This window comes from Psychrobacter sp. C 20.9, assembly GCF_001921765.1.
Classification (GTDB): Bacteria; Pseudomonadota; Gammaproteobacteria; order Pseudomonadales; family Moraxellaceae; genus Psychrobacter; species Psychrobacter piscatorii_B.
Map to the genome: position 1 here is coordinate 41,713 of NZ_MRYC01000008.1, position 15,608 is coordinate 57,320.

General features: G+C 43.6%; 12 protein-coding genes. 8 read left to right on the top strand and 4 right to left on the bottom strand.

Annotation, left to right across the window (positions count from 1 at the left end):
- Positions 1-179 precede the first annotated feature (179 nt).
- Together ppk1 and mtgA are read right to left on the bottom strand one after the other, a co-directional pair.
- Positions 180-2,324, bottom strand: coding sequence for a polyphosphate kinase 1 (gene ppk1, locus BTW00_RS06890; RefSeq protein ID WP_075106871.1), 2,145 nt, complete (start codon positions 2,322-2,324; stop codon positions 180-182).
- A gap of 212 nt (positions 2,325-2,536) precedes the next feature.
- Positions 2,537-3,223: a monofunctional biosynthetic peptidoglycan transglycosylase gene (mtgA, locus tag BTW00_RS06895; RefSeq protein ID WP_058024100.1), complete on the bottom strand. Its 687-nt coding sequence runs from the start codon at positions 3,221-3,223 to the stop codon at positions 2,537-2,539.
- A gap of 284 nt (positions 3,224-3,507) precedes the next feature.
- On the opposite strand from mtgA, the gene BTW00_RS06900 reads away from it, so the two are divergent.
- From BTW00_RS06900 to BTW00_RS06925, 6 genes are all read left to right on the top strand, one after another.
- Positions 3,508-3,825: a glutaredoxin family protein gene (locus BTW00_RS06900; protein ID WP_075106799.1), complete on the top strand. Its 318-nt coding sequence runs from the start codon at positions 3,508-3,510 to the stop codon at positions 3,823-3,825.
- 488 nt (positions 3,826-4,313) lie between these two features.
- The gene (locus tag BTW00_RS06905) at positions 4,314-6,086 is read left to right on the top strand and encodes an L-lactate permease (protein WP_075106800.1); all 1,773 of its coding nucleotides are present in this window, start codon (positions 4,314-4,316) and stop codon (positions 6,084-6,086) included.
- Positions 6,087-6,177: 91 nt separating this feature from the next.
- Positions 6,178-7,365 (top strand): alpha-hydroxy acid oxidase, encoded by a 1,188-nt coding sequence (locus BTW00_RS06910; protein ID WP_075106801.1) that lies wholly within the window; start codon positions 6,178-6,180, stop codon positions 7,363-7,365.
- Between the two features lie 106 nt (positions 7,366-7,471).
- Positions 7,472-8,563 (top strand): rhomboid family intramembrane serine protease, encoded by a 1,092-nt coding sequence (locus tag BTW00_RS06915; protein WP_075106802.1) that lies wholly within the window; start codon positions 7,472-7,474, stop codon positions 8,561-8,563.
- A 278-nt stretch (positions 8,564-8,841) separates the two neighbouring features.
- On the top strand, positions 8,842-9,657 hold the full coding sequence (locus tag BTW00_RS06920) for a MipA/OmpV family protein (protein ID WP_075106803.1): 816 nt from the start codon (positions 8,842-8,844) through the stop codon (positions 9,655-9,657).
- A gap of 89 nt (positions 9,658-9,746) precedes the next feature.
- Positions 9,747-10,961, top strand: coding sequence for a hypothetical protein (locus BTW00_RS06925; RefSeq protein WP_075106804.1), 1,215 nt, complete (start codon positions 9,747-9,749; stop codon positions 10,959-10,961).
- A gap of 273 nt (positions 10,962-11,234) precedes the next feature.
- On the opposite strand, the gene fumC is transcribed toward BTW00_RS06925, so the two are convergent.
- Positions 11,235-12,638, bottom strand: a complete 1,404-nt coding sequence (gene fumC, locus BTW00_RS06930; RefSeq protein WP_075106805.1) for a class II fumarate hydratase — start codon at positions 12,636-12,638, stop codon at positions 11,235-11,237.
- A gap of 207 nt (positions 12,639-12,845) precedes the next feature.
- On the opposite strand from fumC, the gene BTW00_RS06935 reads away from it, so the two are divergent.
- Positions 12,846-13,511 carry a 5-formyltetrahydrofolate cyclo-ligase gene (locus BTW00_RS06935; RefSeq protein WP_256714024.1) on the top strand — a complete coding sequence of 222 codons (666 nt, stop codon included), beginning with the start codon at positions 12,846-12,848 and terminating at the stop codon, positions 13,509-13,511.
- The gene (locus BTW00_RS06940; protein ID WP_075106807.1) at positions 13,511-13,765 is read left to right on the top strand and encodes a hypothetical protein; all 255 of its coding nucleotides are present in this window, start codon (positions 13,511-13,513) and stop codon (positions 13,763-13,765) included. The genes BTW00_RS06935 and BTW00_RS06940 overlap by 1 nt, the downstream gene beginning before the upstream one ends.
- A 101-nt stretch (positions 13,766-13,866) precedes the next feature.
- Here the strand turns inward: BTW00_RS06940 and BTW00_RS06945 are convergent, their stop codons facing one another.
- Positions 13,867-15,228 carry a Na+/H+ antiporter family protein gene (locus BTW00_RS06945; RefSeq protein ID WP_075106808.1) on the bottom strand — a complete coding sequence of 454 codons (1,362 nt, stop codon included), beginning with the start codon at positions 15,226-15,228 and terminating at the stop codon, positions 13,867-13,869.
- Positions 15,229-15,608: the final 380 nt, after the last annotated feature.

Genomic DNA, 15,608 nt, shown 5'->3' on the forward strand with positions numbered 1-15,608 from the left:
GTGAGCTGCACCAGTGTACTGCCGTATCAATATGTGAATAAATGTGAGGTTACAACACAGTTTGTAACTTTTACAGCGCATTAACCAGAAAAACCAAGCACTGGCATGTACCAATACTTGGTTAAATAGTGTTTGACTAAATAGTGCTTGGTCAAATGATGAAGATAGCCCTCAATCAGTTAGCTGGACTCGTCGACACCATTGATCACTTTTAGTAGGTGTTCTTGAGCAACGTGTGGCACCTCCCCTGCCGCTGGCTGAAGCTGCTGCCAAACGCCTGTGCCATCCAGTGTCCACGCTTGCGTGTTGTCTTGTAGATAGTTTAGTAGCCCATCCTGATAAATTTGCTTAAACAGCTTTTTGTTTTCAATCGGGAACGCAACTTCGACGCGATGGAACAGGTTACGATCCATCCAGTCTGCGCTGCCGCAATATAAACGCTCATCACCGTCATTATAGAAGTAATAAATACGGGTATGTTCCAAAAATCGGCCAATAATAGAGCGTACAGTGATGTTTTCAGATAGTCCTTTTACTTGCGGACGCAAGCAACACATAGAGCGCAGGATCAGCTCAATTTTGACGCCTGCCTGCGACGCATCATACAATTTGTCAATCAGGCGACGCTCAGTGAGCGCATTGGCTTTGACGATAATATGAGCGCGCTTGCCTGCTTTAGCATGAGCAATCTCATCATCGATAAAGCTCATTAGTTTTTCGTGCAAGGTAAATGGTGCATGTAACAGTTTTTTGAGATTGGCAGGTTTGCCCATACCAGTGAGCTCTTGAAATATCTTATGCACATCTTCTGAGATATCAGGATCGGCACTGAATAAGCCATAATCTGTATAGACCTTGGCATTGGCCGCATGATAGTTGCCTGTGCCTAGGTGGATATAGCGGCGGATTCGATCTTCTTCACGGCGCACGATGAGCATGAGCTTGGCATGGGTCTTGTAGCCGACGATGCCATAAACCACAACCGCACCTGCTTCTTGTAAATAGTTGGCGACAGCAATATTGGAGGCTTCATCGAAACGCGCACGCAACTCAATGACGGCAGTGACTTCTTTGCCGTTACGGGCGGCAGCGGCCAGCGCTTTGACGATCTCTGAGTTGGTACCTGAGCGGTATAATGTCTGCTTGATCGCCAACACTTTGGGATCGCTAGCTGCCTGCCAAAGCAGATTAATAATGGGTGAAAATGCATGAAACGGATGATGCACGAGCACATCGCTTTTACGCATAGCGGCAAACATACTGGATGATTTATCTGATTTATCCATCTCTCGGCGAAAGGCTTTTGGCACTGCATGAGTAAATGGCTGATAACGCAGTCCCGGAATATTAAAATCAAACAGCAAGCGCGTCAGATTCACAGGGCCATTGACGCGGTACAGCTGATTGTCATGCAACTCAAACTCATTGAGCAGATACTCACTGATGTGCGCTGGGCAGTCAGTTGTCACCTCAAGACGGACTTTGTCACCGAAGCGGCGGTTTTCAAGCTCGCCCTCGAGTGCCTTGGCGATATCTTCTACATCATCCGCCAGATCCAAATCTGCATTACGTGTCAGTCTGAACTGATGACAACCCGTCACACTCATACCAGGGAACAGCTCACCGATATGCTCATGAATGATGGCGGACAGCATCACATGATGCTCTTTACCACCCGTTAGCTCATCTGGCAGACGAATCACACGCGGCAGACTGCGCGGTGCTGGAACAATCGCCAAATTAATGTCGCGGCCAAAAGCATCTTTGCCTTCTAATGTGGCAATAAAGTTTAAGCTTTTATTCACCAAACGCGGGAATGGATGCGCAGGATCAATGCTAATCGGTGTCAATACTGGTACAACTTGCTCGGTAAAATAACGCTTCATCCATGCAGACTGCTCGGCATTGAGCTCATCACGTTTTAGGTAGCGGATATCCTCGAGCGCAAGAGCGGGCAAAATATCTTCATTCAGAATACGATATTGCTCATTGATAGCGTCGTGAGTGATCGCAGAGATCTCGTTTAACACCTCGCTTGGGCGCATACCGTGAGCACTGGTCGATACGTCACCGATATTGAGTTTTTGCATGATGCCAGCGACACGTATCTCAAAGAATTCATCGAGATTCGATGAAAAAATAATGAGAAAAAACAAGCGCTCAAGCAGTGGGTGACGAGGACTGGCTGCCTGCGCCAATACACGCAGATGAAACTGTAATAAAGACAAATCTCGATTGATATAACTGCTGGGTGAATAGCTGCCGTCTTCTGAGCGTTGCCAGTCGATGTCGGTCAGATCATTATAGTTACTGCTTATGCTCATATTTTTATTAACGTTTTCGTTGCCATCTTCACTCACACTATTAACGTCGATCATCTCGTTCATATCACCGCTGTTCTGATTATTATTTATCTCTACCACGTTACTACTCCTTTTGCGTTATCGATACGCCGTCATCTTTATACTATCGTCTTAAAGGTTATTAACTATTATTCTTTCCCGTTATTCTTGTTGTTAAGGCTTCTTTTAAAAGATTAAGACGCTTGCGGTAATACCGCATTTTTCATACGTTTTTTGATAATACGTTGCTTGTTGCGCAAGCCTCTGTCACCTTGATTGTCTTCGTAATACTTCGGATTGGTAAGCATCCCAATGAGGAGCGCTGATTCGTCTCGGTTCAGATTGGCCGCAGATTTATCAAAATAATGATGCGCTGCGGCATCGATACCATAGATACCATTACCAAACTCTGCCACATTAAGATAAGCGGTCAAGATACGCTGCTTGTCCCACAGCGTCTCTATCATGACAGTAATGACAGCCTCTTCTGCCTTACGCACATAAGAGCGATGCGAAGTCAGAAATAGGTTTTTTGCTAGCTGCTGCGTAATGGTTGAGCCACCAGCGGACATTTTGCCCGTTTCTTCATTTTTCTTTTGTGCCGCTTTGATACCTTTAATATCAAAGCCATTGTGCTGGCTAAACGTGGAATCTTCACTCACGATCGCTGCTTGTTTGACAGACTTGGCGATGGCATCGTACTCAGCCCATGTCTGCGTGACCGTGCCACCCGTTAGGCGATGCGTCAACATAAACATGCTGTTGTTAATCGGCTGCGTTTTCCAGATTAGTAGTAGTCCGGTGACCAAAATATGGAATGCGACAACCAATAACATAATAGCCAATAACAGACGTTTGATGAACTTGCCAAAACTTGTCATGCGCGATATCCGAGTGATTAAAAAAGTAATAAGATAATATAGGTCATCTGCTAATAACTAAAACAGCAACTATGAACCAATAGTCCTAAAATAGCTGTCATTGCCTTTTATTAACAGGCAGTCATTAGTAATGACCAGTAGCAGGTCATCTTACCTAATCTCACAATCGCTGTCATTATTTACACCACTTCTTTATCATGTAATGAGCTATAAACAGTATTCACTTTTTATTTAAGGGTTTAAGATAAGTACTTTATAACAAGCATAAAAATAAGAGAATAAATATGCATAATGGTAATAATATAAAAGCACTGCGCGCACGTATTATTGAAGCGAGCCCAAATCTTTGCAGCGCTGAAAGTTCTGATAAGTGGTGGCTACTCGGTACCTCTGGCTGCCATCTGTGTGAAATCGCTGAGCAACTTATGGTGCGCTTTCAAAGCGTACAACCTATTACCTACGAGAATGTCGATATTGCAGACTTTAATGAAGATCTGATGATGGAGTTTGCCACCACCATTCCCGTAATTCTGACGCCATCAAAACGATTAGACTATCCATTTTCAGTCATGGATTTACAGCAACTGTTAGCTCACAACTAACGGCACTTTGTTTTGATGTTATAGAGCTTTTAAATTTCTTATATTAGAATATCTACCGCTAATTTTAGCTAGTATGGTATTTCAATATTTGCTAGACTGCTTTTATATTCTGTTTGGTAAATTGATTATACTAATGCTAATGATTTACTGATCAATAATCTCAACTCTCTAACCTTGCACTCTGTTAAATCATATACATACAATTCTCAGCGAAAGCACCTAAGAGCAACTATTAGGGCGTGTTTAACACGCCTTAATAAATATAGTTAGCTGAATGTAAAACTGTTATGGATTTAAACGCACTACTGGTATAAATTTTACTTGCGTGCTGCGTTCCCAGAGGCTGCGCAAAATTCATCCCAGTAGCGCTATGACATTTTTAGAGTGTATCGACTATAGTAATAACTTAGTATGACTTTAAAACCAGTAAAAAATAAGCTGGTATACACAACAATAAGGACTGTTAATAACAATAAGGACTGTTAATTATGTACACTTTCTTAGCCTTAGCGCCAATTCTCGTTGTATTCATACTACTCATAGTTATGCGCCTGCCAGCTAAGATATCTATGAGTATTGCCTATTTGGTGACAGCTCTGCTAGCCTTTTTCATTTGGCACGCTAGTGGTGCTCAGGTAGCGGCTGCTACTGTTAATGGGATTATTGTGGCACTTACTATTTTATTCATTGTATTCGCAGCTATTTTACTGCTGAATACGCTGAAAGAAAGCGGCGCTCTTGTCGCCATACGTAAGGGCTTTATGGATATTTCACCTGATAGGCGCGTCCAAGCGATCATTGTGGCATGGTTGTTCTGCTCTTTAGTAGAAGGTTCATCAGGATTCGGAACACCATCTGCAGTGGGTGCTCCGCTGTTGTTGGCTTTAGGCTTTCCAGCGATGGCATCGGTCATGGTTATTCTTATCATTCAATCTACACCCGTATCCTTCGGTGCAGTTGGTACGCCTCTACTACTTGGCGTTTGGTCTGGTATTACTGATAAACAAGATTTAGCACAGTCCATTGCCCCTACTACTGCCGAAAATTATTTATTACAGATTACAGCTAACGTAGGCCTTGTACATGCGCTTATTGGGTTTTTGATACCTTTAATTTTAAGTGCTTTTTTGACAAGGTTCTTTGGTGAAAAACGCTCCTTCATAGAAGGGCTTAAAGTATGGCCATTTGCCATTTTTGCAGGTCTTTGCTTTACTATTCCTTATTTTTTGGTTGCTAAATTTCTAGGGCCTGAGTTCCCTTCACTCATTGGCGGTTTCATTGGGTTGTTAATTGTACTTCCCGCTGCTAAGCGTGGTTTTTTGATGCCTAAAGATACTTTTGATTTTGCCCCTCGCGCAAAATGGGACAAAGACTGGCTGGGTACTTTAGACGAGGTAAAATATGATGATTCAGCAACCCCAAAGTTCTCTTTAATTCGTGCATTTTCGCCCTATTTCATTGTGATTGCCTTATTGGTCATAACTCGAGTGATTGCACCACTCAAAGCTTTTCTGGTAGGGGATTTAACAACCATTAGCCTTACTAATCTTTTTGGTACAACAATCTCTAGTAAGATACAGCTCGCCTATTCTCCTGGTAGCATTCTAATTATTACTTCTTTATTATGTATTTTACTGTTCAAAATGAATAGCCAAGCGGTAAAGCGCAGTTGGAGTAACTCGGCAAAGACCATGGTTGCTGCCGCACCAGCTTTGCTATTCTCGGTGCCTATGGTACAAGTATTCATTAATTCAGGCTCAGCCGCTGAAGTCGCTACTGCGCTACCGGCTATGCCAATATTACTGGCTGAAAGTGCTGCCGATGCTTTTCAAAATGCGTGGCCGCTAGTGTCTCCATGGATTGGGGCAATGGGTGCTTTCATCGCCGGTTCAAATACTATTAGCAATATGATGTTTTCATATTTTCAATGGTCAACAGCCAATCAGATCGGACTCAATAGCGACCTTGCAGCACAAATAATAGCCTTGCAAGCTGTGGGTGGTGCGGCTGGTAACATGATTTCGGTGCATAATGTGGTAGCTGCTTGCGCAGTAGTCGGCTTGGTGGATAAAGAAGGCTATGTGATTCGCAAAACACTGCTAGCGATGATTTATTATGTCGTGCAAGCAGGTTTGATCGGTATGGCTATCATCTTCGGTCAAATATGGTGGTGGGCTTTAGCCGTTCTCTGGCCCATAACATTCTTTGGACTGATGTCTTTTTGTGGCAAATTTTCCCGTAGAAAACTGAATGGACGATAATCAGGCAAGCTGACGCTATTAAACTAGATCTAGTAGCGTTAGGTTAAGGTTGCCTTCTAGTTAAAACATAACAGCAATAAGAGATAAACCTATGAAAGACTTAACTAAAATCACCGAAATCGAAGATCTGCGCCGCGTTGCTGAGCGTAAAGTGCCGCGTATGTTCTATGACTATGTCGATTCAGGCTCGTGGACTGAGACCACCTATCGTAATAACGAGACTGACTTTGACCGTATCAAGCTGCGCCAGCGCGTATTGGTCGATATGGATAACCGCAGTCTGGCAACGAGTATGATCGGTGAGCCAGTCAAGATGCCTGTAGCCATCGCCCCAACGGGTTTTACCGGCATGATGTGGGCAGATGGTGAGATACATGCCGCACGCGCCGCTGAAAAATTCGGCGTGCCCTTTTCACTATCGACCATGAGCATTTGCTCTATCGAAGATGTCGCCACTCATACTAGTAAGCCGTTTTGGTTTCAGCTTTATGTCATGCGTGATCAGGACTTTATGGCAAATTTGATTCGCCGTGCCAAAGCAGCAAACTGTTCTGCGTTGATTTTGACTGCGGACTTACAGGTGCTGGGACAACGTCATAAAGACATCAAAAACGGTCTATCCGCACCGCCAAAACCCACATTGGCTAATATTTTAAATTTAATGACCAAGCCAGAATGGTGTCTTAATATGCTCGGCACTAAGCGCCGCACGTTTGGTAATATCGTCGGTCATGCACAAAATGTTGAGGATCTGTCATCACTCTCTGCTTGGACGGCAGAGCAATTCGATCCGCGTCTGAGCTGGGACGATGTGGCGCGTATCAAAGACATGTGGGGCGGTAAACTTATCATAAAAGGTATCATGGAGCCTGAAGATGCTATTATGGCGGCTCGCAGTGGCGCGGATGCCCTAGTCGTCTCAAACCATGGCGGTCGTCAATTGGATGGCGCGTTATCTTCTATCTCTGCCCTCGCAGACATCGTACAGGCAGTACAAGCCGAAAACAGCGATATCGAGGTATGGCTAGACAGTGGCGTTCGCTCTGGTCAAGATGTACTAAAGGCTATCGCATTGGGCGCAAAAGGCACGATGATCGGTCGCGCTTTTCTCTACGGATTGGGAGCGTATGGTGAAGACGGGGTGCGCCGCGCGCTTGAGATTATCTATAAAGAGTGTGATATATCTATGGCATTCTGTGGTCATACCGATATCAATACTGTCACGGATAATATCTTGGTAAAAGGCACGTATGAAAACCTCAAAGTGGGTCGTTTTTAGAGCGGCTGATTGTAGAACAATCAACGTTTAAAACTGGCTATACATAACATAATTTGCTCATACCCTTTATACTGTCTCTATAACTTTTTGATGACAGTTAGCCTTTATGACCATTCAACAATTATTAAAAACAGCGCCCGTCACTACCCTGCTATTAACCAGCTTTATCGGGCTATTTGTCATGCAGCTAGTCACGGGCGTCGATGCCAATAACCCGTCAACTGAAGCGTTAGTTAAATGGGGTGCCAACGCCTTACCCTTAACGATGATGGATGACCCATGGCGCTTGGCCAGTAGTGCGTTTTTGCACATTGGTCTCATGCATCTACTATTTAATGGCTTTGCCATGTATTTCTTTGGGCAGATTGCCGAGCCGATGTTTGGCTCAGCCAAGTTTTTGGCATTGTTTTTGTTGGCAGCCATCGGTGGCAACTTGCTCAATAACTATGTCACATGGCAAAGTATCATAGAAGGAACAGGACAGCCCGGCCTATCAGCGGGAGCTTCTGGTGGTATCATGGGTATCGGTGCGGCGTTACTGATCGCTGCCCTGTTTAAAATATCGGTCAATGGCATGGTACTCAATCTCAAGAGCTTGATCATCATCATGGCGATCAACTTGGTCTATGGGTTTGCCGTACCGGGTATCGATAATGCTGGTCATATCGGCGGCGCGATCACAGGGCTTGTTATTGCCTTAGCTTTTGCGATTGGTTACCGTCAGCGTCTCGCGGTCGCTATGCAAAATGCCGCTATTCAGCAAGCGAAAAGTCTCCACCCTTATCAAACCACCTATCACTACGGTGACCAAGGCAGCCATCAATATAATAGCCAGCACCATGAGACGCTCGATAACTCAGAGCGTTATGGCAGCAGCTCTATCGATCAATCATCTTCCCTCAATACTAATTCGATCAAGCAAAATGCTGAATTGGATAACAATGACTCTAGACTGAATAACCGCGATATGAATACGCCAAATATGCACGGCAGTGATATGAAAAGAATTACTGCTGTAAATTTAGCCTTAAACGACAATGCAACTCACAACACAGTCGAGTCTAAAGACCCTATTAAACCTTCGTTTATTTGGCAACTATTGCCATGGCTTGCGATGCTGATTATTAGTATTTGCTTTGTCTGGTGGTGGCAAGATATTCATCAGCAAATCCTACAAGTGCTAAAAGCCATTGAGTAAATGCTCATACTTATCTATCATTGCTAAATAACTACCAATAACAGCCGAGTTATTTATAGTGAATTCAGTATAAAAACGATACAGTGAGACTGGGATAAATTTTTCGCAGCCTCTGTCTGCGTAGGCACAGCACGCAAGGAAAATTTAGACCAGTTCCACCTTGATATATAATGTATCTGTTTTATTTAGGATTGACTATAGACTAATTATTCACTTTTTGCTCGTTTTTTACCTGACCTTACTACCCCGTTATTTATACTCACTTACGAGACCCAATTATGTCAAAACTTGCAGCGCAACCTCACTTCTCTACGCGAGCCATGCTGAGCACATTAACCGCTACTGCATTACTCAGTGTGTCTGGCATGTCTAATGCCATCCCTTTTCTTAATAAAAACCTACCGACTGACAAAGACGCCGAATTGAGCGTTGGGGTCAATGTCATGGCGGTCAAATCAGCCTATGATCTCGAAGACAGCACTGAAGTGCGTGTGCTACCGGGCATTTTTTATGATAATAATAGGATCTATGCGCGCGGTGCTCAAGCGGGTGTGTACTTGATCAATGATGGGGTCAATCAGCTGTCTGCTTACGCGCAGCTCGCAGGGAATTCGTTTGATCCTGATGATGCTAATGGTGCCCTGCAAGGTCTCGATGAGCGCAAACTATCTGCAGAAGCAGGTATAAGCTACCAGCGTCGCACGCCTATCGGTGCGTTTCGTGGTCAGTTTGCGACCGATGTGTTGGACGAAAGTGGCGGTAATACTGGTCGCTTAACTTACCTTGCCAAAATTACTAGAAACAAGCTGACGGTCTATCCAAGCATCGGCTTTGAGTATCATGACGCGGCCTACAATGAATACTACTATGGCGTCAGTGAAGAAGAGTCAGCGGAAACAGGGGTTGCCGCTTATAAATCAAACTCAAGCTTGAACCCATATATCAGCGTTAGTGCCAACTACGACTTTAATGATAAGTGGGCAGGATTTGCCAATCAGAGCGTGAGCTATGTACCCAATGAGCAATATGATAGCCCCATGGTCGACTCACGTACTGAAGCAGCGACAACGCTTGGTTTGCTTTATAAGTTTTAGGTATTTAGGAAGTTTGGTGTGAAAGATCTGGGCATCTTGTCCAGTTTTTTCACTTTAAAATTAGTGTGTTAATAGTTGAGAAATAAAGAATGACTCCTGAAAGCTTTGAAGGCCATGTCCTATTTCAACGATTAAACTCTATTGAAGAAATCCTCTCTACTGAAGATAGTAAAAGTAAGATAAGTATAGAGAAACTCTCTTTTTTGCAAACTACTTTTTCGTTTATAAACCAAAGAATAAATTTAACTCTTCCTGAATTAGTCCAAATAGCTGAAATGGATGGATTGAGTAGTGAGCTAAACACAGGTGTTACATATATAAATAACTTTTTCGAAACAGAAAATGAGTCGCACTTAAATAATGCAATTAGTCACTTTAATGCTGCTATCAGTAAATCCAAAAGTCTTCCAATACCGGTAAATGATGATAACTTCGATTTTTCGAGAAAAGTTGCTGACTTCGAGAATACTGTAGCAAGTAAATACAAAGGTTTAAAAGAAGAAAAAAATGAACTTGAGAATGAGATAGATAGGCTAAAAAATGAACTAATATCTTACCAAGGTAACATCCAAAAGCTAATTGAACGTATTCAAGGTAAAAGCGAAGAAATTGAAAATCTTAGCTTTAGATTCGAGTCAAGGTTCGACGATGTGAAAACTCAACATGATCAGCAGTTTAGCAATGCTTTGAAGAGCTATAGTTCTAAGATAAAACAATCACAAGATCAGTTCCGAAAAGAGTTCGATGAGCTTAAAAATAACGCGAATAATAAGTCATTAGATTTAGTAAGTAGCCTAGAAACTAAGCATGATGAAGCAAGAACACTCGTAGGTTTAATAGCAAATGTAGGTATAACAGGTAACTATCAAAATATAGCTAATGACCATAAAAAAGATGCAAATCGATGGCGCTGGGTGGCAGTTGCTTTCATGGCAGCATTTTCGATTATTTTACTTATAACAATATGGAATCTAAATGTAGATGGTTTGGCTTGGCAACAAGCCTTAGTAAGGGTGATTGCTGCTATATCCTTATCTTATCCAGCAACTTATGCTGCTCGCGAATCATCTAAGCATCGAAAACTAGAGACAATAAACCGGAACGCTGAGCTGGAGTTGGCTTCAATAAATCCGTTTATTGAAGACTTAGAGCTTGAGACAAAACAAAAAATCAAAGGGGAGCTTGTCGAAAGATATTTTGGAAATAATAATAATCCTGAACATTCAGATGCAAAAGACATTAAAGGGTTAACAATAGAAAATTTTGAAAAGTTAGTAGAACTTATTTCAAAAATCAAGAAATAATATCTCTCTCACCGTGATAATACTTTTTAGTTTTGATTGAAACTGTAGTGATTGCTTTATATAGGCTGGTAGATGAAAACGTAAAGCAGGATAAGTTTTCAAAAAACTCAAGACCAAAAAAAAGACCTTGCCACATTACGTGATAAGGTCTTTTTATTTCTAAATTCTTAGTGGAACAAGTATAACACTGCTACCAGAAAGACGAGTGAAAATTGTACTTATCGTACATTAAGCGAGTCTGACGCCGTAGCAGGTCATTATTTGGTCTACTGCTTACTTAGGATGTACCATATCAGCAGGAATTACCCACTCATCAAACTGCGCTTCAGTTAGTAGCTCTAGCTCAACCGCCACTTGCTTCAAAGTCTTGTTTTCTTTATAAGCCGTCTTAGCGATTTTCGCAGCATTTTCATAACCAACATGACGGTTCAATGACGTTACTAGCATTAGTGAGTTATGCAAGAAATCATCGATTTTGTCTTTTACTGGCTCGATCCCAACGGCACAGTTTTCGTTGAAGCTGTTGCAAGCGTCGCCAAGCAGTTTGATAGACTGTAATAAGTTAAACGCGATAACTGGCTTATAAACGTTTAGCTCAAAGTTACCTGATGCGCCAGCCATGCTGATAGTTGTGTCGTTACCCATGACCTGAGCGACAACCATGGTCATTGCTTCTGACTGAGTTGGGTTAACTTTACCCGGCATGATAGAAGAGCCTGGCTCATTTTCAGGAATCGTCAACTCGCCAAGACCACAACGAGGGCCAGATGCCAACCAACGTACATCGTTAGCGATTTTGTTTAAGCTAGCGGCTAGCGTTTTTAGTGCGCCTGACGCAAATACTTCTGCATCACGAGCAGCTAGTGCTTCAAATTTATTTGGGGATGTGACAAATGGCAAGCCTGTTAGCTCAGCCAATTGCTCAGCTGCTTTTACTGCATAGTCAGGATGGGCGTTTAGACCAGTACCAACCGCTGTGCCGCCTAGTGGCAACTCATATAGACCTTGTAGTGCGTTGTCGATACGAGTCAATGCATGGTCAAGTTGGCTCACATAGCCGCTAAACTCTTGGCCTAGGGTCAAAGGCGTCGCGTCTTGTAAATGCGTACGACCGATTTTTACGATGCTATCGAATTCCTTGGCTTTTTTGTCCAAGGTATCGCGTAGTGCTTGTACCGCTGGGATCAATAAGCTGTTGATTTGACGCGCAGCAGCCACACGAATCGCCGTTGGGAAGCTGTCGTTGGTAGACTGTGCATGGTTGACATGGTCATTTGGGTGAATTGGCGTGTAGCTGCCACGCTCAGAACCAGCGATTTCGTTGGCACGGTTGGCAAGCACTTCATTCATGTTCATGTTTGACTGTGTGCCAGAACCTGTCTGCCATACGACCAATGGGAACTGATCAACCAGACCACCATTGATGATTTCGTCAGCGGCTTGTACGATAAGATCACGCTTGTCGGCATCTAAACGCTCTAGGCTTGCATTAGTAATCGCAGCGGCTTTTTTGACCAGTGCCATCGCTTCAATCATCGGACGCGGCAATGTCTCGCCACCGATTTTGAAGTTTTCGCGGCTACGCTGTGTTTGCGCGCCCCAATAGGCATCAGCTGGGACTTCTACGTTACCCATGGTGTCTTTTTCGGTACGAGTTGCCTGATTCTGTGTCGACATAACTACCCTCTTTGATGGTTTGTTGTTTTATGACTGCTCTAAAAAATGCAACATCTGCTGCACATAAAGGAGAATACGATATAAAGTGGCGTTATGATAGCATGACTAGGACGTGTTGAATATTCACAAATCGCTTTGGTCAATACCTAAAAACGAATGTCTAAAAGCGCCCCTCATCAATCTGATATGTCATTGGATAAGATACCTATGCACTCTGAAACCATGCCCACTGAGTCAAAAATGCTTAACTCACAAGAACCTACGCTAAGTAATCCACCCAGACGGCACTTCACTCGCCAGCGTCGTCAATTAAGTGATGGCGCGCGTAGAAATTTGGCGCAAGCAGCGAGCTTGCATTTGAGCAAATTACAGCAGCGGCTATCAAAAAATGCGCGTATTGGGCTATATTATGATGGATTTGGCGAGCTACCCACTCAGCCACTGCTGGATTGGTGCATATGCTTAGGCTATTCTCCTTATTTACCTGTCGTTGGTTCTCTCGGTCGTACTAGTAATGGCAGTGATGATAAACGGTTGCGTTTTGTGCCTGTTTACCACTCAAAACTAATCAACCTCCCCACTCGCATTCATCAGCTCGGCATGAAACAAAATCATAGCCGCGCTCTATTATGGGCGTCAGAATTAGACGTTATTATCTGTCCGTTAGTCGCGGTAGATAAACACGGTAATCGTATGGGCATGGGTGGCGGTTTTTATGATACGACGCTTAGCAAAAGCTATCGCTCAGGGGCCAAGAAACCATTAAAAATTGGCTGGTGCTATGACTTTCAAGTGGTTGAACAATTAGCGCGTCAGCCGTGGGATGTGCCATTAGATGGCTTAATTACGCCAAACGGCATAAGGTGGTTTTAATGAAAGACGATAAACAATTTGAAAAAGACTCTAGCGCTGCTGATTCCAGTGCAGACAGTGTGGATGAATATTTGCAAAGGTTAGGTAGCGATGACGCTAGAGAGCAACGTTACTACAGTCAAGAGCAGCCGTTTAGCGCTGATGAGATGACACGATTAGTCAATGAAGAACGCTTAAATGAGCTGCTCGCGCAAAGTGATGCGTTTTTGAGCAGCTTGAACGGTGAGATTGAGGATTTTGATGAAGATTGTTAAAAATATAGGCAGTTTGAGCAATTAATAGAAGCGAAAAAAGGCGAGTATAGTGATTGTTTATACTCGCCTCTCCTATCAAACCCAATCATTCAAATCATTTACTACAGCACCATCGCGGCTATCCAACCAAATGCCAGTAGCGGTATATTGTAATGAATAAATGTTGGCACCACGCTATCTCTGATATGGTCATGCTGACCGTCGATGTTTAGACCCGAAGTTGGCCCCAATGTCGAATCTGACGCAGGAGAACCGGCATCACCCAGCGCACCAGCCGTACCTATAATAGCAACGGTTGCCAATGGTGAAAATCCTAACGAGATACACAGCGGCACATAGATCGCAGCCAAAATAGGAATGGTCGAGAAGGACGAGCCGATACCCATGGTCACAATCAAACCAATCAAGAGCATGATAAATGCTGCCATCGCTTTATTACCACCGAACAGTGACGCCGCCCCATCAACGAGTGGCTGAATCTGCTCTGTGGCTTTCATGACTTCAGCAAAACCTTGCGCCGTAATCATGATAAAGCCAATCATCGCCATCAATTTAATACCATCATTAAAGACGCCATCAGCATCACGCCACTTGACCACGCCTGTCGCCATAAACACGCCAAAGCCAAACATCGAGCCAAGTAGTAGCGAATCAGTGTATAGCTGCACGACGAAAGCCGTCACGATAGCAGCCAATGCAATCAGCGTCTTTAGCTTGCTTTGCGACTGAGCGCCAGCGGCTGTTTTACTTAATGCATCGCCTTCTACGACGGCATCATGCGCTTGCTGATCTATCGCAATCTGCTGATACTCGCGCGGCTTACGGTAGCTTATAAATACCGCGACCAGCAGACCAATTAGCATACCCAATGCAGGAATCGCCATAGCCTTCACCACAGAAATATTGGCAACATCAATGCCCGCTTCACCGACGTTTTTTAGCATAATTTGATTGAGGTAAATATCACCAAACCCATACGGTATAAACATATAGGTGGTGACCAGTCCAAAGGTAATCAGACAGGCAATCAGGCGTCTATCAATCTGCATACGGTTGAACGCCAAAAGCAGTGGCGGTACCAGCAGTGGAATAAAGGCAATATGAATGGGGATTAGGTTTTGGCTAAAGCAGCTCATGGTAATAAGACCTGCAAACAGCATGTACTTAATCATGCCACTCGTGCCCGCGGCATCAATGCGTCTAATCACTGTCCCTGCCAATGACTGCGGCAATCCCGAGTGCGCGATCGCTACCGCAAACGCCCCTAGCAAGGCATAAGATAGCGCAATCTGTGCGCCATTACGGATACCTTCTTGGAAGGCATTTAACGTATCGGTAATACCCAGACCTGCTAATAATCCACCTGCCAGCGCCCCGATTAATAAACTGAGCACCACGTGCACGCGCGAAAGTGACAGTCCTAGCATAATAATAACTGCCAGCAGTACCGCATTGATGGCCATGTATTGCCCCTTGCTCTTTATAACTTGGTCTCATTGAGACTGATGAATAGTGACACTGATGAATAGCGCTATGATGTCTAAAATACTGCCCTAACAGCCCCTGTTTTTAGACGGGCGTCAGTTTACCTTATTTTGGGTATAAAGCCCATGCATAGAACCGATTAGACACCCGCATCTCACACACGCTCTCGCTATCTAATGGTGATATTTTACTTATTTAATCCAGACACAGCATTTTTAATCCAACTTTTTAATCCAGACACAGCATTTTTAATCCAACTTTTTAATCCAATAACCGCATTGAAACGTCGGCGTTTGTCGCACTATTTAACAAAGATAACTGTGCATCTTTGCCAATGAGACTTGCAATTTTATATGCG